Source organism: Allobosea spartocytisi, from assembly GCF_014764685.1.
GTDB classification, from domain to species: domain Bacteria; phylum Pseudomonadota; class Alphaproteobacteria; order Rhizobiales; family Beijerinckiaceae; genus Allobosea; species Allobosea spartocytisi.
The window spans coordinates 120,671-145,016 of the sequence record NZ_JACXWY010000015.1 but is presented as its reverse complement, the minus strand read 5'-3'; the positions used below and the strand labels follow the sequence as shown (position 1 = coordinate 145,016).

General features: G+C 65.2%; 19 protein-coding genes. 8 read left to right on the top strand and 11 right to left on the bottom strand.

Annotation, left to right across the window (positions count from 1 at the left end):
- Window positions 1-675: 675 nt before the first annotated feature.
- Genes IED13_RS20890 through IED13_RS20880 form a run of 3 tightly spaced genes read right to left on the bottom strand, consistent with a single transcriptional unit; the run spans window position 676 to window position 2,597 of the window.
- Window positions 676-1,410, bottom strand: coding sequence for a DUF1028 domain-containing protein (locus IED13_RS20890; protein WP_191125332.1), 735 nt, complete (start codon window positions 1,408-1,410; stop codon window positions 676-678).
- An 18-nt stretch (window positions 1,411-1,428) separates the two neighbouring features.
- A complete protein-coding gene (locus IED13_RS20885; RefSeq protein WP_191125331.1) occupies window positions 1,429-2,127 on the bottom strand; it encodes a DUF1028 domain-containing protein in 699 nt (232 codons plus the stop codon).
- Window positions 2,124-2,597, bottom strand: coding sequence for a hypothetical protein (locus IED13_RS20880; protein ID WP_191125330.1), 474 nt, complete (start codon window positions 2,595-2,597; stop codon window positions 2,124-2,126). Before IED13_RS20880 ends, IED13_RS20885 begins: the two co-directional genes overlap by 4 nt.
- A 312-nt stretch (window positions 2,598-2,909) precedes the next feature.
- On the opposite strand from IED13_RS20880, the gene IED13_RS20875 reads away from it, so the two are divergent.
- Genes IED13_RS20875 through IED13_RS20855 form a run of 5 tightly spaced genes read left to right on the top strand, consistent with a single transcriptional unit; the run spans window position 2,910 to window position 11,507 of the window.
- Window positions 2,910-4,040, top strand: a complete 1,131-nt coding sequence (locus tag IED13_RS20875) for an ABC transporter substrate-binding protein (protein WP_191125329.1) — start codon at window positions 2,910-2,912, stop codon at window positions 4,038-4,040.
- Window positions 4,041-4,078: 38 nt separating this feature from the next.
- A complete protein-coding gene (locus IED13_RS20870) occupies window positions 4,079-5,953 on the top strand; it encodes an ABC transporter permease (RefSeq protein ID WP_191125328.1) in 1,875 nt (624 codons plus the stop codon).
- Between the two features lie 8 nt (window positions 5,954-5,961).
- Entirely contained in the window at window positions 5,962-7,632 is a 1,671-nt protein-coding gene (locus tag IED13_RS20865) for an ATP-binding cassette domain-containing protein (RefSeq protein WP_210323703.1), read from the top strand.
- A gap of 39 nt (window positions 7,633-7,671) precedes the next feature.
- Entirely contained in the window at window positions 7,672-9,753 is a 2,082-nt protein-coding gene (locus IED13_RS20860; RefSeq protein WP_191125326.1) for a hydantoinase/oxoprolinase family protein, read from the top strand.
- 11 nt (window positions 9,754-9,764) lie between these two features.
- Window positions 9,765-11,507, top strand: a complete 1,743-nt coding sequence (locus IED13_RS20855) for a hydantoinase B/oxoprolinase family protein (RefSeq protein ID WP_191125325.1) — start codon at window positions 9,765-9,767, stop codon at window positions 11,505-11,507.
- 167 nt (window positions 11,508-11,674) lie between these two features.
- Here the strand turns inward: IED13_RS20855 and IED13_RS20850 are convergent, their stop codons facing one another.
- Window positions 11,675-12,607, bottom strand: coding sequence for an AraC-like ligand-binding domain-containing protein (locus IED13_RS20850; RefSeq protein ID WP_191125324.1), 933 nt, complete (start codon window positions 12,605-12,607; stop codon window positions 11,675-11,677).
- A 153-nt stretch (window positions 12,608-12,760) separates the two neighbouring features.
- On the opposite strand from IED13_RS20850, the gene glcF reads away from it, so the two are divergent.
- From glcF to IED13_RS20835, 3 genes are read left to right on the top strand one after another with little or no spacing between them, the layout of a single operon-like run.
- Window positions 12,761-14,134 carry a glycolate oxidase subunit GlcF gene (gene glcF / locus IED13_RS20845; RefSeq protein WP_191125323.1) on the top strand — a complete coding sequence of 458 codons (1,374 nt, stop codon included), beginning with the start codon at window positions 12,761-12,763 and terminating at the stop codon, window positions 14,132-14,134.
- A gap of 37 nt (window positions 14,135-14,171) precedes the next feature.
- On the top strand, window positions 14,172-15,680 hold the full coding sequence (locus IED13_RS20840; protein ID WP_191125322.1) for an FAD-binding oxidoreductase: 1,509 nt from the start codon (window positions 14,172-14,174) through the stop codon (window positions 15,678-15,680).
- Window positions 15,681-15,706: 26 nt separating this feature from the next.
- On the top strand, window positions 15,707-16,885 hold the full coding sequence (locus tag IED13_RS20835) for an ABC transporter substrate-binding protein (RefSeq protein ID WP_191125321.1): 1,179 nt from the start codon (window positions 15,707-15,709) through the stop codon (window positions 16,883-16,885).
- 1,054 nt (window positions 16,886-17,939) lie between these two features.
- Here IED13_RS20835 and IED13_RS20830 read toward each other — a convergent pair.
- From IED13_RS20830 to IED13_RS20800, 7 genes are read right to left on the bottom strand one after another with little or no spacing between them, the layout of a single operon-like run.
- Complete coding sequence (locus IED13_RS20830; protein ID WP_191125320.1) at window positions 17,940-19,190, bottom strand: acetyl-CoA hydrolase/transferase family protein; 1,251 nt, start codon at window positions 19,188-19,190, stop codon at window positions 17,940-17,942.
- 7 nt (window positions 19,191-19,197) lie between these two features.
- Entirely contained in the window at window positions 19,198-20,394 is a 1,197-nt protein-coding gene (locus IED13_RS20825) for an acetyl-CoA C-acetyltransferase (RefSeq protein ID WP_191125319.1), read from the bottom strand.
- 18 nt (window positions 20,395-20,412) lie between these two features.
- Window positions 20,413-21,333: an SDR family NAD(P)-dependent oxidoreductase gene (locus IED13_RS20820; protein ID WP_210323702.1), complete on the bottom strand. Its 921-nt coding sequence runs from the start codon at window positions 21,331-21,333 to the stop codon at window positions 20,413-20,415.
- Window positions 21,334-21,335: 2 nt separating this feature from the next.
- Window positions 21,336-22,493, bottom strand: coding sequence for an acyl-CoA dehydrogenase family protein (locus IED13_RS20815; RefSeq protein WP_191125318.1), 1,158 nt, complete (start codon window positions 22,491-22,493; stop codon window positions 21,336-21,338).
- Window positions 22,490-22,915 carry a MaoC/PaaZ C-terminal domain-containing protein gene (locus IED13_RS20810; protein WP_191125317.1) on the bottom strand — a complete coding sequence of 142 codons (426 nt, stop codon included), beginning with the start codon at window positions 22,913-22,915 and terminating at the stop codon, window positions 22,490-22,492. The genes IED13_RS20815 and IED13_RS20810 overlap by 4 nt, the downstream gene beginning before the upstream one ends.
- 41 nt (window positions 22,916-22,956) lie before the next feature.
- Complete coding sequence (locus IED13_RS20805) at window positions 22,957-23,364, bottom strand: MaoC family dehydratase (protein WP_191125316.1); 408 nt, start codon at window positions 23,362-23,364, stop codon at window positions 22,957-22,959.
- Window positions 23,361-24,212 (bottom strand): IclR family transcriptional regulator, encoded by an 852-nt coding sequence (locus IED13_RS20800; RefSeq protein ID WP_191125315.1) that lies wholly within the window; start codon window positions 24,210-24,212, stop codon window positions 23,361-23,363. Before IED13_RS20800 ends, IED13_RS20805 begins: the two co-directional genes overlap by 4 nt.
- Window positions 24,213-24,346 lie beyond the last annotated feature (134 nt).

Here is a 24,346-nt window from a genome sequence, read left to right as displayed (position 1 = left end):
GATTGAAATATGGGCTCAGGCCTTCCGAGGCCATGCTTTCTCCAGTAGGCCTTCCAAAAAGACTCTCACGGCGTGCGCTTTAATGCAGAAGCCGAGGTTCATCATGACCTGGGTTTCGATGGCAGTTACCGCAGTAGGGATGGGCTCGGGTTTCAGATCACCTCTGGCGGTGAAGGTAGGGCCTCCCCATAGGAGGCCGAGAAATCGAGCTCTGCTTCCGCTCATCAATTTGCCGGTTGGATCAAAATAGGCCCCCCGTTGGCCACCATGATAGGCGAGCCCGACGAGCCTGGAAAACAAGCGGCGTCGATCACGAACTCCGGCTTTCCTTCGTCGTCCAGCGCCGGGCTCATTGCCAGCGTTGACAGGGGCCATTTTCGGGTTGCCTGCCTGAACTCAGCGCGAAAGCGAGGCTGGGCGCGTCCCAGCCTCATGGCAAAGGAAGCTGGCAGTAAGGTCGCAGCTACACCTCTCGCACAATTGCCAGCCGATCCCCTACTGTTCTTTCTTGAACATGTTCTGGAAGATCAGTGCGCCCCAGACGGAGCCGCGGGCGTGAACCAGCGCCATCGCGCGCGGTTTCGGCGAAGCGGTGGCCCCTTTGATCGTTCGCACCCACAGCAGGGCAGCACGCGATGTCCGCTTTCCGGCAGTCAGTTAGGTCAGCTCTTGGCGTTACCGCACGGTTGCCGACAGCTTGGCCCGCTCCGCCGCTGTCATAGCGAGGTAGTCGCCATAGGAAGCCTGCGGATTGTCCAGCCAATGGTCGGCATAATAGGGAACCAGCGGCTCGTAGGCGTCGAACACGCGGCGGAGATCCCGGATCGCGTCGCCCCCTTCCTGCGGAAGCGGGTTGGCCATGTCGATCCGCAGATCGATCAGTGGCCTCTCGATACCCGGCGCGCAAGCGATGATGCCGGCCGATTTGTGACCGATTGCCTCGCCGCCTGCTGCTCCACCGGCCTCGATTGCCTGCACCAGCCGCTCGAAGAACGGCAGGTCTTTGCCTGCCGCGAAGCTGTCGAAGATCGCATCGACCACGCCAGGCCCGACCAGCCCGTTACCCATCGCGACAAAGCCCTTGCCGACACGGTGCCCCGTCCAGGGCGCGCCCATCGTCGGGCTGTGTGCGGCGGCGCGTCCATCGGCCGTCACGATGCCGACCTGGCGATAGTCGAAGAAGCGATCCTTCTGGCGCAGAGCGCCCATGATCTCGTCAGGTGCCCAGCCCTGTTCGGCGAGTGCCATGCCGGCCAGTCCGTGGCGCCAGTCGGAATGGCATTGCGAGGAGATGGCCGCGACGCCTCCGCGCACATGCGGGCAGCGTGATGCGACACCGAGAGGGCTGGTCGCAAGGCAGATACCGAGCAGTTCCGTCTCCGGGCATCGGGCGACGATGGTGAAGGTCATGGCAGAGCTCTCGCCTGTTCAGAAGGAGCGCGGGGCCACCGAGCGGGCGGCATAGATTTCGACGAGCGGCCGATAGGCTTCATACAGCCGCGCCAGATCGGCGAGCGCGTTGCCGCCGTCCTCGATCGGGCGCGTGGGCAGGTCCACCCTGAGGTCGATCTGGCTTTCGGCTCCCGGCGAGCGCACGAGCAACGAGGCCGAGTTGATCGGAAAGCTGTCGACCAGCAGCGTCTTGGTTCGCTCCAGCGCCGTCAGCAGGCGTTTCGCCATCGGCGATGCCGGGTCGTCCGCATAGCCGCTCATTGCGGCGTCGAGAGCGGCACTGCCTTGCGTGAGGCCGTTACCCAACACGACGAGATCAGGACTGATGCGGTGGTCCGCCCAGCCCGTCGCCTGGCTTCCGGTATGGGCGCCGATCTGCCCGTCCGCGGTGAGGATGCCGATCTGCCGATAGTCCAGCCACCGGTCGTGCTGGCGCAGCGCCTCCAGCACTTCGGCCGCCGTTAGGCCGCAGCGTATCAGATCGAGCGCCAGCGGCCCGACCTTGAGATTGGTGAAGCCCTGGCTCGCCACCGCCGCGCGCCCGGTCTCGACATGCGGGCAGCGCGCCCCGATGGCGATGGAGCTGGAAGCCAGCGCGATCCCGAGGGTGCCGTCCGCGGGATCGCGTGCCAGCACGCTGAGCATGTTACCGCGTTGGGTGAGGTCGATGTTCATGCCGCCCGCCCGGCCTGCCGGGCCCGGGTATCGACGAAACTGTCGATCGCGGCCTCGGCTATACGTCGGATCAGCTCCTCGAGCCGCGCCTGCGCGGACGGGTCGCCGAGATCGGGCAATGCGATCGTGAGCGCATGCTGCGATGCTGCATACACCTCGGCGGCGCGCTCGGGATGCGCATCGACATAGGCGTCCAGGAAGATGCGCTCCTCTTCGGACGTCAGCTCCGCCAGCTTCAATATCGCACGAACCTGGCTGGCAGGGATGGCGAGATCGTAGGCGGGGCTCGTGATCTGCGTGACGAAGCTGCGGGTGTGCCCGAGCGACTCCGCGATCGTCTGCCGTGCGCCGGGGCCGCGCCGCTTGAGGAATGTCTGCAGCAGCAGCTTGTAACGGCGCACCGGCATCAGATCGTCGAACAGCTCGAACTCCCGACCGGCGGAGCTGGAGGTCTTTTTGGATTTTCTCATGCTGTGAGCAAACGCGATTTCCCCACTTGGATCAAGTAGAATGTTTAGTAGTCTCTGCGCCGCTCGGGTCAGCGCCCCGCCGCGAACGTTGCTCAGGAATTAAGCTCATGCGCCTCTGGATCGATCAGTGATTTACGGGAATGAATCGATATAAAGGCTAATTCGGTCGATTTTTGTGGGTATCTCCGCTACTTGGCGCTCTGCGGCGATGGTTGAAGGAGGGAGTCGAAGCCCGGCTAATTTTTTTTGCTTGCCGCTCGACTTGTTTAGCAAATAAACTTTTTGAGCTTAGCAACCCTGGGAGGGGTCATCATGAAGGGGTCGAAGTTTCTGATCGGGGCGGCCGTTGCGGCTGCGCTCGGTGCCCAATCTTTGAGTGTGGCGAAAGCTGCGGATCCGATCGTCATCGGGCTTTTCGGGCCGATGTCCGGGGAGCGCTCTGCGCTCGGGTCGCGCTTCAAGGAAGCCGCCGGCATGTTCGCCGACGAGCTGAATGCGGCCGGCGGCATTGCCGGGCGCAAGATCGAGGTCCGTGTCGAGGATACGCGCGGCAACCCGCGGGAGGCCGCGACGATCGCCCAGAAATTCGCCGACGATCCGGCCGTGCTGGCCGTCCTGGGCGGCCAGACCTCGACCGAATCCATGGCCGCGGCGCCGATCCTCGCAGAAGCCAAGATCGCGCAGGTCGCGCCGACGGCCAGCCATCCGGACTACGTCAAGATTAGCCCGTACCAGTTCCGCACCACGCCGACGCAATCATCCATGGTGCAGCCGCATGTCGACATGTTGCTGAAGAAGCTCGGGATGAAACAGATCGCGATCGTCTACTTCAAGGACGATTGGGGCATGGTCACCAACACGCTGGTCTCCAAGCGCCTGAAAGACTTGGGTGCCGAGGTGGTGCTGTCCGAGGCGATGATCCCGGAAACTCGCGATTTCCGGCCGCTCATCACCAAGATCAAGGCAGCCGCGCCCGACGGCGTCTTCCTCGTCAGCCACTATGCTGAATCGGCGCTGTTCATGCAGCAACTGCGGCAAGCCGACCCGGCCCTCAAGGTCGCCGGGACCGACACGCTGAACGACCCCAAATTCATCGAGCTGGCGAATGGGGCGGCGGAGGGGGTGGTGATGCCGACCCAGTTTCTCGCCGATGCGCCCGAGGCAATCAAGTTCTCGAAAGCCTATGAAGCCAAGTTCGGCAAGGAACCGAACTACTATTCCGCCTTCACCTGGGACGCCATGCTAATCGTCACGGACGCGATGAAGGTGCTGGCTACCGCAGGCAAGCCCATCACGCGGCAGGCTATCCGCGACCAGATCGCCGACGCAGCGCCGATTCAGGGTGTCAGCGGCGCCCTCAAATACGTGGGCAACGGAGATCTTGGCGAGCGTTCGATCAACTACATCGTCGTGAAGGGCAAGGCCTACCAGCCCTTCAACTGAGCTCGCGAGGTGCCTGCTGCACAGAGGATGTCGCCATCATGATCGAATTCCTCAGCCAGATCCTGAACGGGCTGGTGATCGGGAACGTCTACGCACTCGTCGCCATCGGCTTTTCGCTGATCTTCGGGGTGACGAACCTGATCAACTTCGCCCAGGGCTCGCTCCTGATGCTCGGCGCCTTCTTCGCCTATACCGGCGTGCGCTTGGGCCTGCCGCTCGCGGCTGCCGCGGTGGTCTCGGTGGCGGTCGCGACCGCCATCGGCATGCTGATCGAGCGGGTGGCGCTGCGCCCGCTCGAAAATGCGCCATGGATCGCTCCGCTGTTGTCGACGCTGGCGATCACCTTCATGCTGGACCAGGCGGCGGAGATCATCTGGACACCGGAAGCGCATTCCTTCCCCAGCCCCCTGTCCCGCTACAGCGTCACGATCGGCGCCGCCTATGTGACCGGTATGGACGGCGCCATCCTGGCGATTTCGCTGGCTTCCATGACCGCGCTCTACCTGTTCCTGACACGCAGCTGGGCCGGGCGGGCGCTGCGCGCGATGTCGCAGGACATGGATGCGGTGCGCCAGATAGGCGTGCGGACCGACCGGCTGCGCCTGCTCGCCTTTGGGCTCGGAGCCGCACTGGCCGCGATCGCAGGCGTGATGATCGCGATGTATTACCAGTCGGTCTATCCGCAAATGGGCGTGCCATTCGGGCTCAAGGGGTTCACGGCGGCCTTGCTTGGCGGCCTCGCCAGCATTCCCGGTGCGGTCGTGGGCGGCTTGCTGCTCGGTGTGCTGGAGGCGCTGGCCGTCGGCTATATCGGCGAAGGCTTTCGCGACATGGTCGCCTTCGGCATCCTGCTGGTAATCCTCACCTTCCGGCCGCAGGGCCTGCTCGGCGACAAGCGGCTGAACGCGCTTGGCGGTTCGCGCGGAGCCTCCGGTGTGATGCCGTCGACCAGCATTCTGATCGGGCAGGGCGGACAGCCGCTGCCGCCGGTCAGGCGCCTCTCCATGAGCTATCCGCTGCTGGCGCTCGCCGTGGCCACCTGCGCTGTTCTGCCCTTGCTGCCGGTCTCGCCATATATCGTCCAGATCGGCCTCCAGATCGTGATCTTCGCTCTGCTTGCCGCGGGGCTGACCATGCTCTCGGGGGCATCGGGCATCATGTTCCTGGGGTTTTCGGGCTTCTTCGGCGTGGGGGCCTATGTCGCCGCGCTGGTGGCGAAGCAGGGCGCAACGGCCGATCTCAGCCTGCTTGCGGCGGCACTTGCCTGCGCCGCACTGGCCGGATTGGTCGGGCTGATCTGTGCCGGCCTGACGGGACATGTCGTCGGCCTCGCGACGCTGGCGGTCGGCGTGCTGATCTGGCTCGTGCTGCTGAACTGGACCGACGTGACCGGCGGCCCCAACGGCATCTTCGGCATTCCGCGCCCGCCATTGTCGTTCCTGCCCGGCACCTCGCTCGCTTCGATCTCGGCCCAGTACTGGCTCGCCGTCGCGATTCTCGTGCTGATGGTGCTGGCGGTCGGGCGGCTGCTTGCCTCGCCGATCGGGCTGAGCTGGCGCGCTATCCGCGAGGACAGGATCGCGGCGCATGCGGCCGGCCTGCCGGTGCGGCGCTATCTCGTCACCGCCTTCGTGCTGTCGGGGCTTTGCGCCGGACTCGCCGGCGGGCTGTTCGCTTTCCTCCAGCGCTTCATCAGCCCTGACAGCTTTCGTCTCGACACGTCCTTCCTGATGGTCGCGATCATCGTTCTGGGCGGGCTCGGCAACCTCACGGGGGCAGTGCTCGGCGCGGTCGCGCTGATCGTACTGCCGGAGACGCTACGGGATGCCGCCGAGTTCCGGATGATCCTCTTCGGTGCAATCCTCTACCTAACGCTGCGGTTCCGGCCGCAAGGAATCGCGGGAGTCCGGTGATGCACGGCATGCAGAACCCAGCGCAGGGCAGGGAGCTTGTCCTTTCCGGCGTCGAAGTCAGCTTCGGCGGGCTCAAGGCGATCGGCGGGGTGGACCTGACTGTCTCGCCCGGCGAGTTCGTCGGGATCGTCGGTCCCAACGGCGCCGGCAAGTCGACGCTAATCCAGACGATCACCGGCTTCGCCCGGCCCAGTGCCGGCACGATCAGTCTCGGCGGCCGACGTCTCGATGGATCCGAGCCGGAAGACATCGCCGCGCTCGGTATCGCCCGCACCTTCCAGACCAGTCGCGTCTTTCCAGCGCTGACCATCGGCGAAAGCGTCAGGGTGGGCACCCAGCGCGGGCTGATCGGTGGCGGACGCACACCGAAGCGCTTTGGTTGCCTCGCGGAGCCGATCGGGGGGCTTTTCGGCATCGCCGGCTATGGCAAGGCCGCGCGCGAGGCCGATGCGCGGGCGGAGGAGATTCTGAAGCTCTTCGGGGAGCGGCTGTGGCCGCGCCGCGATCGCCCGACGCATAGCCTGTCCTATGCCAACCGGCGGCGGCTGGATATCGCAAGGGCGCTCGCCACCTCGCCGGACCTCCTGCTGCTCGACGAGCCGACGGCCGGCATGAACCCGACCGAAAGCCATGAGCTGGCCGATCTGCTGCTCGACGTCCGCCGGCGCTTTCCGGCCATGACGATCGTCATGGTCGAGCACAAGCTCGATATCGTCCGCAAGCTGACCCAGCGAACCATCGTGATGGCGCAGGGCAAGGTTCTGGTGGACGCAGACCCCGACCGCGCCTTTGCCGATCCGCAGGTCGCGGCTGCCTATCTCGGCCAGGGCGGGGGGCGCATCCATGCGGTGGTCCGCGGCCATCTCGACCACGAGCCGGAGGCGCCGATGCCGGGGCCGCCGGACACGCCCGCGATCGAGCTGAATAATGTCGATGTGTTCTACGGCCCGGTCCAGGCCCTGTTCGGGGTCTCGCTCAAGGTCGGGCGCGGCGAGGCGGTGGCGGTCCTGGGTGGCAACGCCTCGGGCAAGTCGACGACGATCAAGACCGTGTTGCGGCTGGTCACGCCCAGGAGCGGCGAAATCTCGCTCTACGGGCAGCCGCTCAAGGCCAGGACCACGGCCGATGTCATCGAGCAAGGCATCGCCTCTATCCCGGAGGGCCGGCGCATGTTCGCCGAGCTGACCGTGCGCGACAATATCCTAATCGGCGCCTATGCGCGACGTGGCACGCCGCGTGTTCGGCTCGACCGCGACATCGAAGCGGCTGTGGCGGAATTCCCTTGGCTGCGCGACCGCCTCGACCAGCTCGCGGGCACCCTGTCGGGCGGCGAGCAGCAGATGGTCGCGATGGCGCGCGCCTGGCTGCGCAAGCCGCTGGTGCTGTGCATCGACGAGCCCTCGATGGGCCTGTCGCCGCTGATGGTGGACCGGGTCTACGACATCCTCACCCGCTGGAAGTCGCAGGGCCTGACCATCGTCATGGTCGAGCAGAGCGCCAACAAGGCGCTGGAACTGGTCGACAGGGCCTATGTGCTCCGCAACGGCGTCGTCTCGATGGAGGGCAGCGCCGCGGAGCTTCGCGAGAATCCCGGCATCCGGGAGGCCTATCTGGGCGGCGAGCATGCGCCGGCGCCGGGCATCATCACCGCGGGCCTGGAGCCCGCATCTCTTCACTGATCCGGCGAGATAAGCCGTTCCACACCGGGAGTTAGAACGATGGGTTTGCGCGTTGGCGTCGACATAGGCGGCACATTCACCGATTTCGCGGTGCTGGACCCCGATACCGGCCATTTCGAGATAGGCAAGGTGCTGAGCACGCCGGCCGACCCGGCAGAAGCGGTGATCGAGGGCCTCAAGGCCCGCATGGCCCAGAGCGGCCGGGCGATGGGCGAGATCAGCGAAGTGGTCCACGCCACCACCATCGCCACCAACACCGTCATCCAGCGCAAGGGGCCGCCGACCGCGCTCATTACGACGAAGGGCTTCCGCGACGTCATCCTGATCGGCCGCCAGAAGCGCTACGAGCTTTACGACAACATGGCCGGCCGGCCGCTGCCGCTTGTGCCGCGCGATTTCGTCTTCGAGGTCAAGGAGCGGATGCTCTTCACCGGCGAGGTCGAGACGGCGCTCGACGAGGCCGATGCCCGTGTCGTCGCCCGCGAATTGACGGCGCGCGGCGTGGTCGCGGTGGCGATCTGTTTCCTGCACTCCTATGCCAACCCCGCGCATGAGCGGCGTGTCGCCGAGATCCTGTCCGAGGAAGCTCCGGAGCTGATGGTCTCGGTCTCCAGCGAGGTGTCACCGCTCTATCGCGAGTTCGAGCGCACCAGCACGACCGTGATGAACGCCTATGTCATGCCGGGCGTCGCCAGCTATGTGGAGCGCCTCGACCGGCAGTTGCGGAAGCTCGGCGCGCAGGTGCCGATGCTGATCATGCAGTCGAATGGCGGCGTCGCCACCGCGGATACGGTCAAGCGCTTCCCGATCCGCATCATCGAGAGCGGGCCGGCCGCGGGCGTTCTGACCGCAGCGCGCTTCGCGCCGGCTGCCGGCACCGACAACCTGATCTCCTTCGACATGGGCGGCACCACCGCAAAGCTTTGTCTCGTCGAGGGCGGCAAGCCGCTGCTGACCAGCCAGTTCGAGGTTGACATGACCCATCTCAAGAAGGGCAGTGGCCTGCCGGTCAGCATCCCGGCAGTGGACCTGATCGAGATCGGCTCGGGCGGGGGCAGTATCGCCAAGGTCGAGCTCGGCGCGATCGCTGTCGGCCCCGAAAGCGCCGGCTCGGTGCCCGGACCCACCTGCTATGGCCACGGCGGCGCCAAGCCCACGGTCACGGATGCGGATCTGGTTCTCGGCTATCTCAACCCCGACTACTTCCTCGGCGGCGAGATGAAGCTCGATTCGGAGGCCGCGCTGACCGCGATCGAGCGCGATATCGCGGTACCGCTCGGCATCGACGCCATGCAGGCGGCCTGGGGTATCCACGAGATCGTCACCGCGCAAATGGCGCAGGCGGCCCGCGCCGTCACCATCAACAGCGGCAAGGATCCGCGCCTGTTCGCGCTGGTCCCTTTCGGCGGCGCCGGCCCGGTTCACGGCACGCGGCTGGCGCGCATGCTGGGCTGCCCGAAGGTGGTCTTCCCGCGCGCCGCGGGCGTCGAGTCTGCCGTGGGCTTGCTGATGGCGGAAATCTCCCTCGACCTCGCGCGGACGCAGGTGATGAACCTCGACGGCGCCGCCATCGCGCAGATCAACACGCTCTATGCCGATCTGGAGGGGCAGGCGCGCCGCCAGCTCGACGAGGCCGGGGTGCTGCGCGAGCGCCAGAGCTTCTCGGCGAGCTGCGACATGCGTTTCGCCGGTCAGGGCTTCGAGATCGCTGTCGACCTGCCGGCCTATCCCTATGCGCCTGATGATCTCGACGTGCTGCGCACCGCCTTCCACGCGGCTTATGCCAAATCCTACGGCGCCCGCACCTTCGATCCCGACTGGACGATCGTTGCCGTCCACTGGCGCCTGCGCGGCATCGCCATCGGCGGAACCCTGACCATGGACGAACTGCCGAAGGAGCCCGGAGGCGTCGAGCGCGCGCGCCGCAGCCAGCGCCAGGTGTGGTTTCCCGAGACTGAGGGCTTCACGCTCTGCGACGTCTATGACCGCTATCGCCTGAGCGCAGGGGATGTCTTCTCCGGGCCCGCCATCGTCGAGGAACGCGAGTCGACGATCGTCCTGCCGCCGGGCAGCGAAACAACCGTCGACTCGCATGGCAATCTCGTCACCACACTCAACTGAGGATTTGCGTCATGAGCACGATCGATCCCGTCACCTTCTCGGTGGTGTGGGGCGGCCTTCTCTCCGCCGCCGCCGAGATGGGCAGCACCTTGCTGCGCACCGCCTATTCGATGACCGTCCGCGAGGGCTCGGACTTCTCGACCGGCGTCTTCGACGCCGAAGGCAACATGATCGCCCAGGGTGACTATAGCCCGGGCCATCTGGGCTCGATGGCTTTCACCGTCCGGCAGATGCTGGACTATTATCCCAAGGGCTCGCTCGGCCCGGGCGATGCGGTGATCTGCAACGATCCCACCATCGGCTCCGGTCACCTGCCGGACATCTTCATGGTCACGCCCGTCTTCCATGAGGCGGACCTGATCGGCTACGCGGTCAACATCGCCCATCACATCGATGTCGGCGGCAGCGCGCCGGGCAGCGAGGAGGTGGTCGGCGTCAGCGAGACCTGCCAGGAGGGCATCAAGCTGATGCCCGTGCTGCTCTACAAGGCGGGCGAGCCGATCAAGGAAATCCTGCGCATCATCGAGGGCAATGTCCGCATCAAGGACGTGCTCGGCGACCTCCACGCGCAATACGCCGCCAACATGACGGGCGTCGCCCGCATGCAGGGGCTCGCTCTGCAATACGGACCCGAGCAACTGGCCGCCTGCATGCGCGAAATCGTGGCCCGCAGCCGCGACGCGATGGTCGAGGCCATTGCCGAGCTGCCCTATGGCACCTATCGCTTCGAGGATGTCCTCGACGATGTCGGCCCTGATACGGAACCGGTGCCGTTCAGGCTGGCGCTGACCGTCGAGCCCGGCCGCGTCATCTGCGATTGGGATGGTACCGGCCCGCAGCGGCCGGCCGGGATCAACGCTTACATGCAATATACCCGCTCCTATTGCATCGCGGCGATCAAGGCGGTGACGCTGCCGCGCTCGCCGCAGAATTTCGGCATTATCGACTGCATCGAGATCCGTGCGCCGAAGGGCTGCTACGTCAACCCGCACCCCGGCGCGGCAAGCGGCGCCCGTGCGGTCAACGCAAACCGGATCTACGAGGTGGTGATGGGCGCGCTCGCGCAGATCGTACCCGACAGGGTCATCGCGGCCAGCTCCGGCTTCTGCAACCCCAAGGTGAGTGGCACGGTCAGCCCGCATACCGGCAAGCCCTTCCTCGCCTGGATGACGGCGATCGGCGGGGTCGGCGCCCACCGCCATCGCGACGGGCAGGAGGCCACGACGTCTCCGACCAACGGCACCAATACGCCGATCGAGGTGCAGGAGATGAATGCGCCGGTCTTCGTCGAGCGCATGGAGCTGATCCCGGACACGGCCGGGGCAGGGCAGTTCCGCGGGGGAATGGCGGTGCGCAAGGATGTGCGCCTCCTAGCCGATGCCGGGCTCGTCACCAATCTCGGCGACCGCTATGTCAACGCGCCCTATGGGCTCGAAGGCGGGCTGGCGGGCTCGAAGGCGGCGACCATTCTCAACCCCGGTACCCGGAGCGAGCGCAGCCTGCATTCCAAGGGCACTTACCCCCTTCGCAAGGGCGACGTGCTCAGCCTGCGGACGGCCGGCGCCGGCGGCTTCGGCGATCCCGCGACGCGTGATCCGGCCGCCGTGCTGCGCGACGTGCGGCAAGGCCTGGTCTCGGTGGAGACTGCACGGGGCGTCTACAGGGTGGCCCTCGCGGGCAACGATGACGCCATCGATGTTACCGAGACCAACGCCCTGCGTCTGCAAAATGAGTTCGTGGCCAGCGCCCCATAAGACATGGATCCGGCCACCGACGATCGTTTGAAGGGCCAGCGCCGGATCCAGTTAACAATGACAGCGAGAGCGATCATCTCGCCGTCATTGTTCATTTAAGCGCTCAATCCCATGTCCGGTTTCGGGCAGAACTACAGTGTCCGCAAACGGCGCACCGTCGACATGGTTTAAGCGCGATCTCTGCTTCGACGTTGCCGCGGTGCGACGCCGAAGCGGTTGCGGAAGGCCCGGTTGAAAGCCGACAGGTCGTTGAAGCCGACCGAATAGGCGATGGAGGCGATGCCCTCGGCGGCACGGCGCGGGTCGAGCAGGGCGCGGCGGCTCTCCTCCAGCCGCGTCGCCAGGAGCCAGCGCCCGAAGCTCTGGCCCGATGCGGCAAAGCGTGCATGCAGCGTGCGCAGCGAGATGTTGAAATGCGCCGCCACGACACCAGGCGACAGCGTCTCGTCGCCGAGCCGCCCGCGGCAGAAGGCGAGGATCGCCTCATGCAGACGATCGGGGCGGGGACCGTCGGCATCGCTCGACAGCCCGATCAGATTGCAGAGATTATCGGTGAGCAGGCTCGCCGACATTTCGTCCATGACCTCGCCATGACGAGCCAGCTCCAGGAGGTGGCGCTGTGCCAGCGACAGGAAGCGCGATGTCAGCGCGATACGGTGCGGGCGGCCCCGCACGAGCCAGGGCGCCTTGAGCAGGAGCGTTCGGCGCGGCAGGACGGCGACAACGCGCCGGACGTCTTCCGAGAAGGAGAGGCGGAACGGCCGCGCCCCATCGACGAGGCCAATCTCGCCAGGCTGGAGCAAGAGCCGCTCATCGCCCTGCGAGAGCCGGCATTCGCCCCGCTCCTGCAGGCTGATGAGAACGCTGTCGTCGCCCTGAGCGACGTGGCGAGGGGTACGCACGACCTCGTGCCGCGTCGAGCGGAAGCTCGCGATCCTGACTTCGCCGAAGCTGCGTCCGACAATGGAGGCGTGGAAGGTTTCCTGCGGGCCAGGCGCCTCTGTCGCAACGTTGAGCACGGCGCGGCACACGGTCTCGCGCCAGTAGTCGAATCCGGAATCGGGTTCCAGACCTTCCGTGCCCCAAACGATGGTCCCCATGACCTTCTCCGCCCGGCAGCCGACAGGATCCGCCGGGGCGCCAGCAGCTTTTCATAAGAACGATTTGCACGCAAAGCCGGATTTTTCTGCACGCAGCGCCGAGACCCATCCTGCGTCCCTTCATAGCTTTCCGATTGGAGGGGCAGACGAGCCATGCAGACGGATTTCACCGCCGGGCAATTGCGCGATCCCGCGATTCGGGAAGCCGCCGACATCCTCGGCACCTGCGTGCATTACGGCTTCTGCACCAATACCTGCCCGACCTATGTGCTGAGCCGCGACGAGAACGAATCCCCGCGCGGGCGCATCGACCTGATCCGCGCCATGCTGGAGAGCGGCGGACCACCGAAGCCGCAGACCGTCGCCCATCTCGACAGCTGCCTCTCCTGCCTGTCCTGCATGACGACCTGCGCGGCGAAGGTCGACTATGCGCATCTGATTGACCGGGCTCGAATCTATGTCGAGCGTCATCACCGCCGCCCGCTCGCCGAGCGCACGCTGCGGGCGCTGCTCGCTCTTGTCCTGCCGCGACCGCAGCTGTTCCATGCGGCACTGGTGCTCGGCCGTCTCGGGCGCCCCCTGCAGCGGCTCCTGCCGAGCCGGATCAGACCTCTGCTCGCGATGATCCCGGAGCGGACGCGGACGGAGGTCCTGAGGCCGCAAGTGTTCAGGGCGCAGGGCGAGCGGCGGGCGCGGGTGGCGCTGCTCGCCGGCTGCGCCCAGCAGGTGCTGGATGGCAACATCAACGCGGCGACGATCCGGCTGCTGACGCGTCATGGCTGCGAGGTCGTCGTCGCCGCCGGGGTCGGCTGCTGTGGGTCGCTGACACTGCATATGGGCCGCGAGGACGAGGCGATCGCGGCCGCCACCACCAATGTCCGCGCCTGGATGCGCGAGCGCCGTGGCGAGGGGCTCGACGCGGTGATCGTCAACGCCTCCGGCTGCGGCACCACGGTCAAGGATTACGGCCATCTGCTCGCCCGCACGGAGCTCGCCGGCGAGGCGAAGGAGATCGCCGACATCGCCCGCGACGTCACCGAATTCATCGCCAGCATCGGGCTCCGGCCGGTCGCGCCCGAGCGTCCGCGCCTGCGCGTCAGCTATCACGACGCCTGCTCGATGCAGCACGGCCAGCGCGTCACCCGGCCCCCACGCGACCTGCTGCGCGCTGCCGGCTTCGAGGTGGTGGATGTGCCGGAGAAGCATTTCTGCTGCGGCTCGGCCGGCACCTACAACCTGCTCCAGCCCGCGACCGCCGAAACCCTGGGCCGGCGCAAGGCCGGCCATATCGACAGCACCGCGCCGGACATCGTGGCGGCCGGCAATATTGGCTGCCTGACGCAGCTGCGGCGCTATGTCGGCGCGCCGATGGCGCACACCGCCGAGCTCTTGGACTGGGCGACGGGCGGTCCGCTGCCACCGGCCCTGGCGGGGGTGACGCTGACGAGCCGGCCCGCGCCGGAGCCGGAGGAGGCGCCAGCCGCGTCCGCCGCCCCGACGCCGAACGACGACGCCGGCTTCTGGTGACCGGCACGAACACACGAAAACAGAGGGAGACGCCGGCATGGCGGAGGCATTCTTCAACGAGGTGGCGGCGGCGATCGGCGCCGAGTGGATCAATCGCAGCGAGGAGACGCTGCGCCGCTATGGCGAGAACACCATGCCGGGCGGCGACCGGCGTCCGCTCGGCGTGGTCTATCCCGGCAGCACGGCCGAGGTGCAGACGATCGTGAAGGCGGCGAACCGCCACGGCGTCGCGCTCTACCCGGTCAGTACCGGCAACAATATCGGCCTCGGCAGCCGCTCGGCGGTGCACGCCGGGCAGGTTGTCCTCGATCTTGGGCGCCGGATGAACCGCATCCTCGAGATCGACGAGACACTGGCCTTCGCCGTGGTCGAGCCCGGCGTCAGCTACCAGGCGATGTATGACGAACTGCTCCGGCGCGGCGACAAGTTCATGGTCGATGTCACCTCCGGCCCGCCGCAGGGCGGCATGCTCGGCAATGCGCTCGACAAGGGCGCCGGCTACGGGCCGTATTTCGATCATTTCGGTTTCTCCTGCGGCATGGAGATCGTGCTGGGGAATGGCGAGGTGCTGCGCACCGGCGACGGCGCGCTCGCGGGCTCCGAGCTGCCGAACTGGCATGTCAGCAAGTACAGCTTCGGCCCGATCCTCGACGGGCTGTTCGCCCAATCGAATTTCGGCATCGTCACGCGCATGGGCATCTGGCTGCTGCCGCGCCCGCCGGCGGTCCGCAGCTTCCATTTCACCTATCCCGACGATGACGACCTCGCCGAGATCGTCGACATCTGCCGGGCGCTCAAGCTCTCGAATTTCGTGCCGACGCTGCTGCGCGTCGCCAATGACCTCTATCTCTGCGGTTCCGAGCATCCGAGCCCGGAGTACAGCCCGGGCAATCGCACCCCGATCTCGGATGCCGGCCGGCGCGCCCTGCGAGAGAAGGACAAGCTCGGCGCCTGGACAGTGTCGGGCGCCTTCTATGGTCCCAGCATGGCGGCGATCGAGCCGCAGATCGAGCGCGTGCGCGCCGCTTTCGGCAAGTCCGGTAAGGCGACCTACATCCCGCATGAGGAGGCGCTCGGCTTCCACGCCCTGCAGGTGGCGATCAATGCCTGCTCGGGCGTGCCCGGCGTCGGCGAGCTCGGCTTGCTGAAATGGCGCCCCGGCGGCGGAAATCTCTGGTTTCTGCCGGGGACGCCGATGGTCGGAAGCATCGCCAATGAGTGCCAGCGCATGGCGCGCAGAATCTATGCCGAGTACGGCATGGACTACATGATCATGAACGTTTGCAGCGCCCGCTTCGCACGCGGGCTGCATGTCATCACCTTCGACCGCGAGAACCCCGAGGAGAACGCCCGCGCCAACACCTGCTACGAGGCGCTCGCACGGGCCTATGCCGAACGCGGCATCTTCGTCGGCCGTGCCCCGCTCGACTACCACGCGCTCCATATGGGCCAGGCCATGCCGGCTTTCCGCGACAGCTGCACGGCGATCAAGGCCGCGCTCGACCCGGCCGGCGTGATCGCGCCCGGACGCTACGGCATCGGCTGAGACCAAGCGATCAAGGGAGCAACGACATGTCCTACAGCCTCAAGACGGCTGCGAGCGCGCTGGCGCTGCTCGCGGCTCTCGCGACGACCGCATCGGCCGAGCCGGCCAAGTCGATCAGGATTGGCCTCGTCACCACCCTGACCGGGCCGCCGGCCGTGCTCGGCCAGCACACTCGCGACGGCTTCCAGCTCGCGATCAAGCAGCTCGGCGGCAAGATCGCCGGCATCCCGGCCGAGGTGCTCGTCGTCGACGACGAGTTGAAGCCGGAGGTCGGCATCCAGCGCGTGCAGCAACTGATCGAGCGCGACAAGGTCGATGCCATCGTCGGCATCGTCTTCTCCAACATCCTGATGGCGACCGCCCGGCGCATGGTGGATGGCCAGACCGTCTTCATCGGCACCAATGCCGGCCCATCCCCGATCGCCGGCACAAGATGCAGCCCCTATCTGTTCTCTGCCGCCTATCAGAACGATCAGAACGCCGAGGCGATGGGGCGCCACGCCACGCAAAAGGGCTATCGCAAGATCGTGGTCGTCGCGCCCAATTACCAGGCCGGCAAGGACGTCGCCGCCGGCTTCAAGCGAGAATACAAGGGTGAGATCGTCGACGAGATCTTCGTGCCGCTGACGCAGCCGGACTTCTCCAGCGATCTCGCCAAGATCGTGGCCGCGAAGGCCGACGCCGCCTTTGTCTTCATGCCCGGCGGCCTTGGCGTGACCTTCGTCAAGCAGTGGCGCCAGGCGGGTATCACGCTGCCGATGCTTTCAGCCCACACCATCGACGAGACCAACCTGCCGGCGCTTCAGGACGCGGCGGTGGGCACGTCGGGCGTCACCAACTGGTCGCCCGCGCTTGAAGTGCCGGCAAGCCGCAGCTTCGTCGAGGCCTTCACGGCGGAGTACAAATACACGCCCGCCAACTATGCCGCGCACGCCTATGACGCGGCGACATGGTTGAACGCCGCGGTGACGGCCCTGAAGGGCGAGATCGCGGACCGGACGAAGCTGATCGACGCACTGCGCAAGGCGAAGTTCGAATCCGTGCGAGGACGCTTCGAGATCGGACCGAACCAGTTCCCCATCCAGGACTATTACCTGGTCGCGGTGAAGAAGCGCGAGGACGGCAGCTTCGCCACCGAGATCGAGAGCAAGATCGTCGAGGGGCTGCCCGACGCCTATGGCAAGGACTGCAAGATGCCGTTCTGAGAGGATAACAGCGCCGGGGAGAGGGAATAGAGATCGCGTCGGCCCATTAACCCCGACTGTAGAGATTCTTCGCCTCGGCAATGTCCGCTTTCGGGTAAGGCGCTAAGGTCGGCTGTTGGCGCGCCCTCGCCGTCATCTTGCCGAGACTCAAGCCGCTCGATTATCATCCTTGCAATCGCGGAGCCTTATTCCGAATTTGCAAGGTTATTTGATCTGTGTGCGTCTGCTTGGAAGGCGGAGACGCCGTTGTCCAACGCAGACAACAGCGCGGGCTAATACGAAGATGAGGTCTGATCGCCAGGGCGCCAAACATATCGATTAGCCTGCCGCCGCTTGGGTGGCGTTGTTTTTTGGCTAAATATTGAACGGGGTGACATAAGTAAATATGTTGTAGTATTGTTCAGAATTCGTGCTCGCCGTCCGTTGAGTCATAATTGTAATGAACGAGCCTATTAATCCTTAGCGCAAGCCCTTGTTTCCGCTAGGGCGTTGGCCGCGGCCAAGGAATGCGGGTGCGTTCTTCAGTGGCCGCCAATCGCGATGCAGTCTTGATCCTCTGGAGTGGGAAGCCTGGATCGCGGGCAAAGTTCTTTTGCCGGCTCAGTCTGCATCTTATTTCGGGAAGTCGTGTGTTGATCGAGTAGATCTTTCGCCGAGAAAATTGCCTGCCGTTCAGGACGTTGCTGGGGGTGTTGACTCACCAGATCACGACAGCTCTTCTAGGCCCTCCTACCGTGATCCATGGCCTATGCTGCGCACTCTTTCCCTACTCGCCGCCCTATTAACGGCCTTCGCTTCAAAGAGCGCTCACAGCGTCATCTTCGGCGTCGACGCGCGGAACCATCCCATTGCGCGTAGTTCGGTGATCCTACGCAACTGGTCCTGACCCGTTTTGTGGTCCAGGCACTATGCAAGCGTTCGGGCATCGGAAGCCTGGTTTGCAAAGGCGCTCGGGGTCAAGCCGCCGAGCGCGGTGTGTGGCCTGTCGGGCGAGGCCAGAGCTGATCACAGGAAGCTATAATCGTCAGCTCAAGCGTTGGTGTTTCTCGCACGTCTACAAATTTGCCGTTTTGCGGAAAGAATCCCGAAAGTCCGGATGAGCAATCGCAACCATTTTCTTCAACCGCTCCGAGAGCGACAAACCACGAAGGTCGGCAATCCCATATTCCGTGACGATTATACTGGCGTCGGCCCTGCCGATGGTCGCCGGCCCGGATAGGCGGGCTACAATCCGACTGCTCACCTGGCCCCTCACCTCGGCGGTGGAGGGGAGGGCAAGGATCGGCACCCCTCCGTGCGATGCGCGTGCTCCACGGAGGAAATCAAGAGCGCCTCCGATTGCGCCGACATAGCGACCGCCGGCAATCTCGGTGTTGGCCTGGCCTGACAGATCCACCTCGATGGCGGAATTAATCGCCGTGAAGCGGGGCAAAGCGGCGAGTTTCGAGAGCGAATGGGTTTTTGCGATCGGGCGAACCTCGATCGTTGGATTGAGATGCGCGAAGTCGAGCAGATCCTTGCTGCCGAGGAGGGTCCCGGTCACCGACAGGCCGCGGTCAACAGGTTTGGCTGCGTTGGTGATCGCGCCGGACTGGATCAACCGCATAGCCCCGTCACCAATCAGGCCCGAGTGCAAGCCGAGATCTCGTCGGTCAACGAGCAGGTCTGCGATGCAGTCGGGAAGCGCGCCGAGGCCGAGCTGCAGCGTTGCGCCATCCTCAACCAAGGAGGCGACATTGGCCGCAACAGCTTGGTCGACGGCGCTGGGCGTGCCGCGGGCGAGCGTAAGGACAGGGCGATCTGTCCGAATAGCGATATCGACATCGTCCGCATCGACCAATGCGCCGGTGAAGGGGGCCTGACGGTTGATTTCAGCCACCACGATGCGAGCAGCCTTCGTGAGGCCCTCGACGTAGTCGCTGGTGCAAGAGAGGCTGAGTCTGCCGTCATCTGGGTGCTCTGCTAGCTGCAAAAGGAGCACGTCGACCTGGCCCGCCAACGTATTCGGCAGGTCCGAGTAATGCACTGGCAGGATGTCGAGGGCTCCGACAGCGGCGAGTTTTCGATTGGTGCCCGTTCCGCAGAAGGACGTAAAGCGGACATGGTCAGCGTGAACGGGGTCGACCGCTTCCCCTAGGCCGATACCGACAAAGGCGGAAACGCCTCCGATCTGCGCGCGCTGCTCCATCAACCGACTAGTCAGCGCGGTCGGTTCGCCACACGCCTGGCCCCAGCAAACCATTTTACCGGGGCGAACGATCGCGGCGAAGTCGAGAGCCTCGAGGGATACAGTGAGCGGTGCCATTGCCGGCTCAAGCTCGTTCGAACACCGCTGCCATACCTTGCCCGCCGCCAATGCACATGGTCTCAAGGCCATAGCGCACGTCGCGACGCTTCATTTCATGGAGGAGCGTCGTCATGATCCTGACGCCGGTGGCCCCAATCGGGTGCCCCAGCGAAATGCCGGACCCGTTGACGTTGACCCGCTCGGGATCGACACCGCGCCAGGTCTGCAGAACAGACAACACCTGGCAGGCGAACGCCTCGTTGATCTCGATGAGATCCATGTCCTCGACAGCAAGCCCGAGCCGCTTCATCAGCCGGGCCGTCGCGGGAACCGGGCCGATCCCCATTTCAGCCGGTTCGCAACCAGCTGCAGCCCAGCCCACGAGGAACGCATCCGGTGTCAAACCAAGCGCGGCCAGCCTATCCTCTGCCACCACGAGGCAGGCGGCCGCCGCGTCGTTTTGCTGCGCAGCATTGCCGGCCGTCACGGTGCCCTCGCGCTGGATCGCGCGCAGCTTCGAAAGGCTCTCCAGCGTGGTGTCAGCGCGGATGCCCTCGTCCTGCGCAACGACATTTGCATCACCGCGCTTTTGCTGGACGCTGACCGGAATGACCTCGGCGGCCATGCGGCCCTCGGACCAGGCCGCGGCAGCTCGGTGCTGGCTGCGCACGGCATATGCGTCAGCAGCTTCGCGCGATATCGAATACTTCCGGGCGAGGTTCTCGGCCGTCTCGATCATGCCGGAAATGTGCCCGAAGCGATGCTCGGGCTGAGAGCGTTCGCGCCCGCGGTCGAGCCGATCATAGAGCACGGGCGACCCTGATCGTGTGCCCCAGCGCACACCTGTCGTGTAGTGCTCGATATTGCTCATGCTCTCGACGCCGCCAGCGATGACGACGTCGCAGGCGCCCGACTGTACCATCATGGCCGCGGTCGCGATCGATTGGAGGCCGCCGCCGCAGCGCCGGTCGAGCTGCATGCCTGGGACATGAACCGGCAGCCCCGCCTCCAGTGCGATCCAGCGACCAACACACGGCGTCTCGGAATTCGCATAGGATTGGGCGAAGACGACGTCGTCCACCAGCGCCGGGTCGAGGCCGGTCCGGTCGAGGACAGCATTGACGACAATAGCTCCAAGCCGTTCCACGGGAACGTCCTTGAGCGCGCCGCCGAAGCGGCCCACCGGCGTGCGGAGAGGGGTTACGATCGCGGCGCGACGCATGCGGCAGCTCCTTCGGCGTTAGGCCGGATCCCAGGTAAAAACGTCAGACGACACGTCGAGGCCGTGGAAGCTTGCGGCCAGCGCCGGCATCGCGTGCTCGGCTATCTGCTCCGGCGTCCAACCACCCTCGCGCTGTACCGAGCGCACTGGGCGAGGCTGACTGAAAACAAGGATCTCGTTGTTGCGCACACAGAAAATCTGCCCGCTGACCGAGGCCGCACGCTCCGACAGCAGGTAGACGGCAAGCGGCGCGATCTTGGCTGGGGTCATCTGCTGCAGGCGAGCGACACGTGCCTCCTGCTCCGGCGAGTCGACCTTGATCGAGCTGATCATGCGGCTCCATGCAAAGGGCGCGATGCAGTTCGAGCGGACACCGAAGCGCTGCATATCGAGCGCGATCGACTTCGATAGCCCCACGATGCCGAGCTTGGCTGCCGAATAGTTCGCCTGTGCGAGATTGCCAATGAGCCCCGAGGTCGAGGTCATGTGCACGAGGCTGCCCGACTGCTGCTGCTTGAAAACCGGGGCCGCAGCTCGGCTGACGTGAAAGCTGCCGTATAGATGCACCTTCACAACCCGATCCCACTCCTCCTCCGTCATCTTGTGGAAGAAGGTGTCGCGCAGGATGCCTGCGTTGTTGACGATGCCGTCGAGCCGACCAAAGGCGTCGAGCGCGGCCTGCACGATGCGCTGGGCACCCTCGGCATCAGCGACGCTGTCGAGGCTGGCGACGGCCTCGCCGCCAGCCGCCTTGATCTCCGCCACCACGCGAGCCGCCGGCCCGTCATCCTGGCCACTGCCGTCGAGGCCGGCGCCAATGTCGTTGACCACGACTCGTGCTCCGTTCGCGCCAGCCATCAGGGCAATATCTCGCCCAATGCCCCCGCCTGCGCCGGTGACGACAACGACCTTGCCGTCGAGCATGTGATTCACGCTCATGATCAGGCCTCCTTCAGGATCTGGCGGGCGATGAGGAGCTGCTGGATCTGGCTGGTGCCCTCGTAGATCCGCATCAACCGCACGTCGCGATAGAAGCGCTCGACCGCGTACTCGCTCATGTAGCCGGCGCCGCCATGGACTTGCACGGCTCGGTCCGCGACCCGGCCCACGGCTTCGGTGGCGAAGTACTTCGCGGCCGAAGCTTCCGTCCGCGCAGCACCATCGCGGTCGTAGATCGCCGCGGTCTGCTCCACTAGCGCACGGGAGGCGAGATACTCGGTGTAGCTGTCGGCGATCATCGCCTGGATCAGCTGGTACTCGGCGATGGGCTTACCGAACTGCCGGCGTTCCTTGGCAAAGCCGGTCATCTCAGCAATGAGCCGTTTGCAGGCGCCAGTCGCGAGAGCAGCGATATGGATGCGGCCGCGATCGAGCACACGCATCGCGAGGCGAAAGCCTCGTCCAGGCTTGAGCCCGATGATTGCGCTGGCCGGAACACGGACATTGTCGAACATCACGTCCGACGTCGTTGTCCCGCGCTGGCCCATCTTTCGATCTTTTTTTCCAATCGTCAGGCCAGGTGAATCGCTCGGAACTAGGAAGGCCGAGATAGCGTCTGCGCCCGGCCTGTCGAACTCGGTTCGCGCCATGACAGTGAAGACGCCCGCGCGCTGTGCATTGGTGATGTAGCGCTTGGTCCCGCTGATCAGGTAGTCATCGCCGTCCCGTACGGCGCGCGTCGTCAAATTGGCGGGATCCGACCCCGTGTCCGGCTCGGTTAGGGCGAAGGCCGAGATCAGTTCACCGCTTGCCATTCGAGGCAAATAGGCCTGCTTCTGTTCCTCCGTCCCCTCGAAGATCAGTCCGCGCGCGCCAATACCGATGTTGGTCGCCAGCAGCGAACGAAACGCGAGCGCCGTCCCGCCGAAGATCATGGCAAGCTGGCTTTCTTGACTAGCGGTTAGTCCAATGCCGCCATACTCCGGCGGGATCGTCAGGCCGAATAGGCCGAGCTCACGCATTTCCGCGATGATCTCTTCAGGGACCTCATCCTCAATCTCCAGCCGCATCTCGTTGGGCACGAGGCGTTCCGCGACGAAGCGCTCGACGGTCGCCTTGAGATGCTGGAAGGTTTCGTCGTCGACTGCCGGCTCACTCATGCGTCACGTCCCTTGCTGCAATGTTCTGCGGCAGGGATGACGGTGCAGGTTCCTTCGACTGCTCGTTCCCCTGCCATTGTCTCGACGAAAATGTCGTAGGTGCCCGCCGCGCCTTCCCTGAGGACGCCGCCTGCTCGGATGGATGAACCGACCGGCAGCGGTCGGATGAAGCGTGTATCGAGGGCCAGCCGTTCCGGGATCCCGCCGAACGTGCGCTCGATCGCCTCGATCACCAGGTTGAGACCGAGCGTGCCGTGCACGATCGGGTGGCCGAATGAGGTCTTGGCGGCAAAGTCTGGATCGAGATGAATCGGGTTGAAGTCGGCCGTCAGCGCGGCGTAGCGCGCAACCATGTCCGGTCCCGTCATCATCTCTGCGATGGCTAGTTCACGCGGCAGCGCCGCAGTCTCCAGCGTTCCCATTCCGCATTATCTCCGTGGAGCGCGTATTGCCCGGCCTTGTGTCATCGCGCCCAGATCGTCCGGATCTCGCCATTGAGAACGTCCTGCCCCTCGACGCTCAGGACGACGCCGAACGTCACCCAACCGCGTTCCTTGCGGCGTTCTTTCGAGAGGCAGCTGACCTGCGCTTCGAGTTTGTCGCCGGCCTTCGCCGAGCGGCCGAAGACGAGCTTCTGGCTGGCGTGAATGTTGCCGGGCGGGCGAGGCTGGATGGTGTTCAGGTAGGCTTCCATCATCGCGGCGACGAGCATCCCGGCCGGCACATTTTCGCCCGATGGCCGGTCGCCATAGATCGCCGTCCAGTTGTCCAGATGCGCATCGTCGAGCGTGATGGCGAAATTCCCCAGTGGCTGGCCGGGATTGAAATCGTCGAAGACCCAAACAGGGAGATCGGTTTGCGCGCCGCTCACCGCTGTCCTCCCCGGCTGTGCGGCACCGCGCGCCCACCGGCCAGCCTCCGCTCGGACTGCCGCACGCCCCGAGAAACCCCGAAGAGCGCTTCACTGATCCAGTCAGCGGAATCGCGCAGGTCGACACCAAGGCGCTCGATATCCTCACGGGAGAGTTGCCCCGCAATGCTGATCCCGCTGATACCGAGGCGCGGCCTGCCTTCCGCGTCGGTGATGACGGCAGCGGCGATCTCCAGCCCTTTGAACAGCTGCCCTAGGTCGAAGGCATAGCCGTCGCGCTTGGCCTCCTCGACGTCGGCCGCATAGTCCTCAAAGCTCGGCGGGGCCTGCCACTGCAGCGTGTCGAAGCGCAGCTTCAGTTCGTCGTGAGACAGGTTGCGCAACGCCGCATAGCAACGACCGACCGCGCCTACGAAAGTCGGAAGGCGCGAGCCGTCGGACATGTCGACTCTGACCGTCTTCGCCGTTGATACGCGATCGACCAGGACGATGCGCTCGCCATCAGTCACCTGCCAAAGGCAGAGCAGGCTCTTGTGCTCGCCGGAAAGCCGCGCGAGCTCCGGTCGGATCAGATCGGCCTGGTTAGCGCCTAGTAGTGGCAGCGACAGCTCCAACACACCCAGGCCGATCCGGTAGGTCTTAGCCTCGGCATCGAAGTCCACCAGCCGCTCCGTCGAGAGCGTTCGCAGGATGTTGAAACACGTGCTGACGCTCACGCCGGTATCACGCGCGATGACGGCGACGCCCGCCGGCTCACTCATCTGAGCAAGCGATCGGAGGATGGAAACCGCGTTGGCGACGGCTCCGACGATTTTTGGCGAGAGGTCTTGATCAGGGCTTGCACTCATGTATGAATGGCTTTCAAGAAACTGTGAATGTCATTCAGAATAGAGAATGACTAACACGTCAAAGCAAGCGATGGAAAGCCCCCTTCGCAGAAAATAAGGGTGAGGAAAGTGCTGGACGGGACCGAACTCCCGAT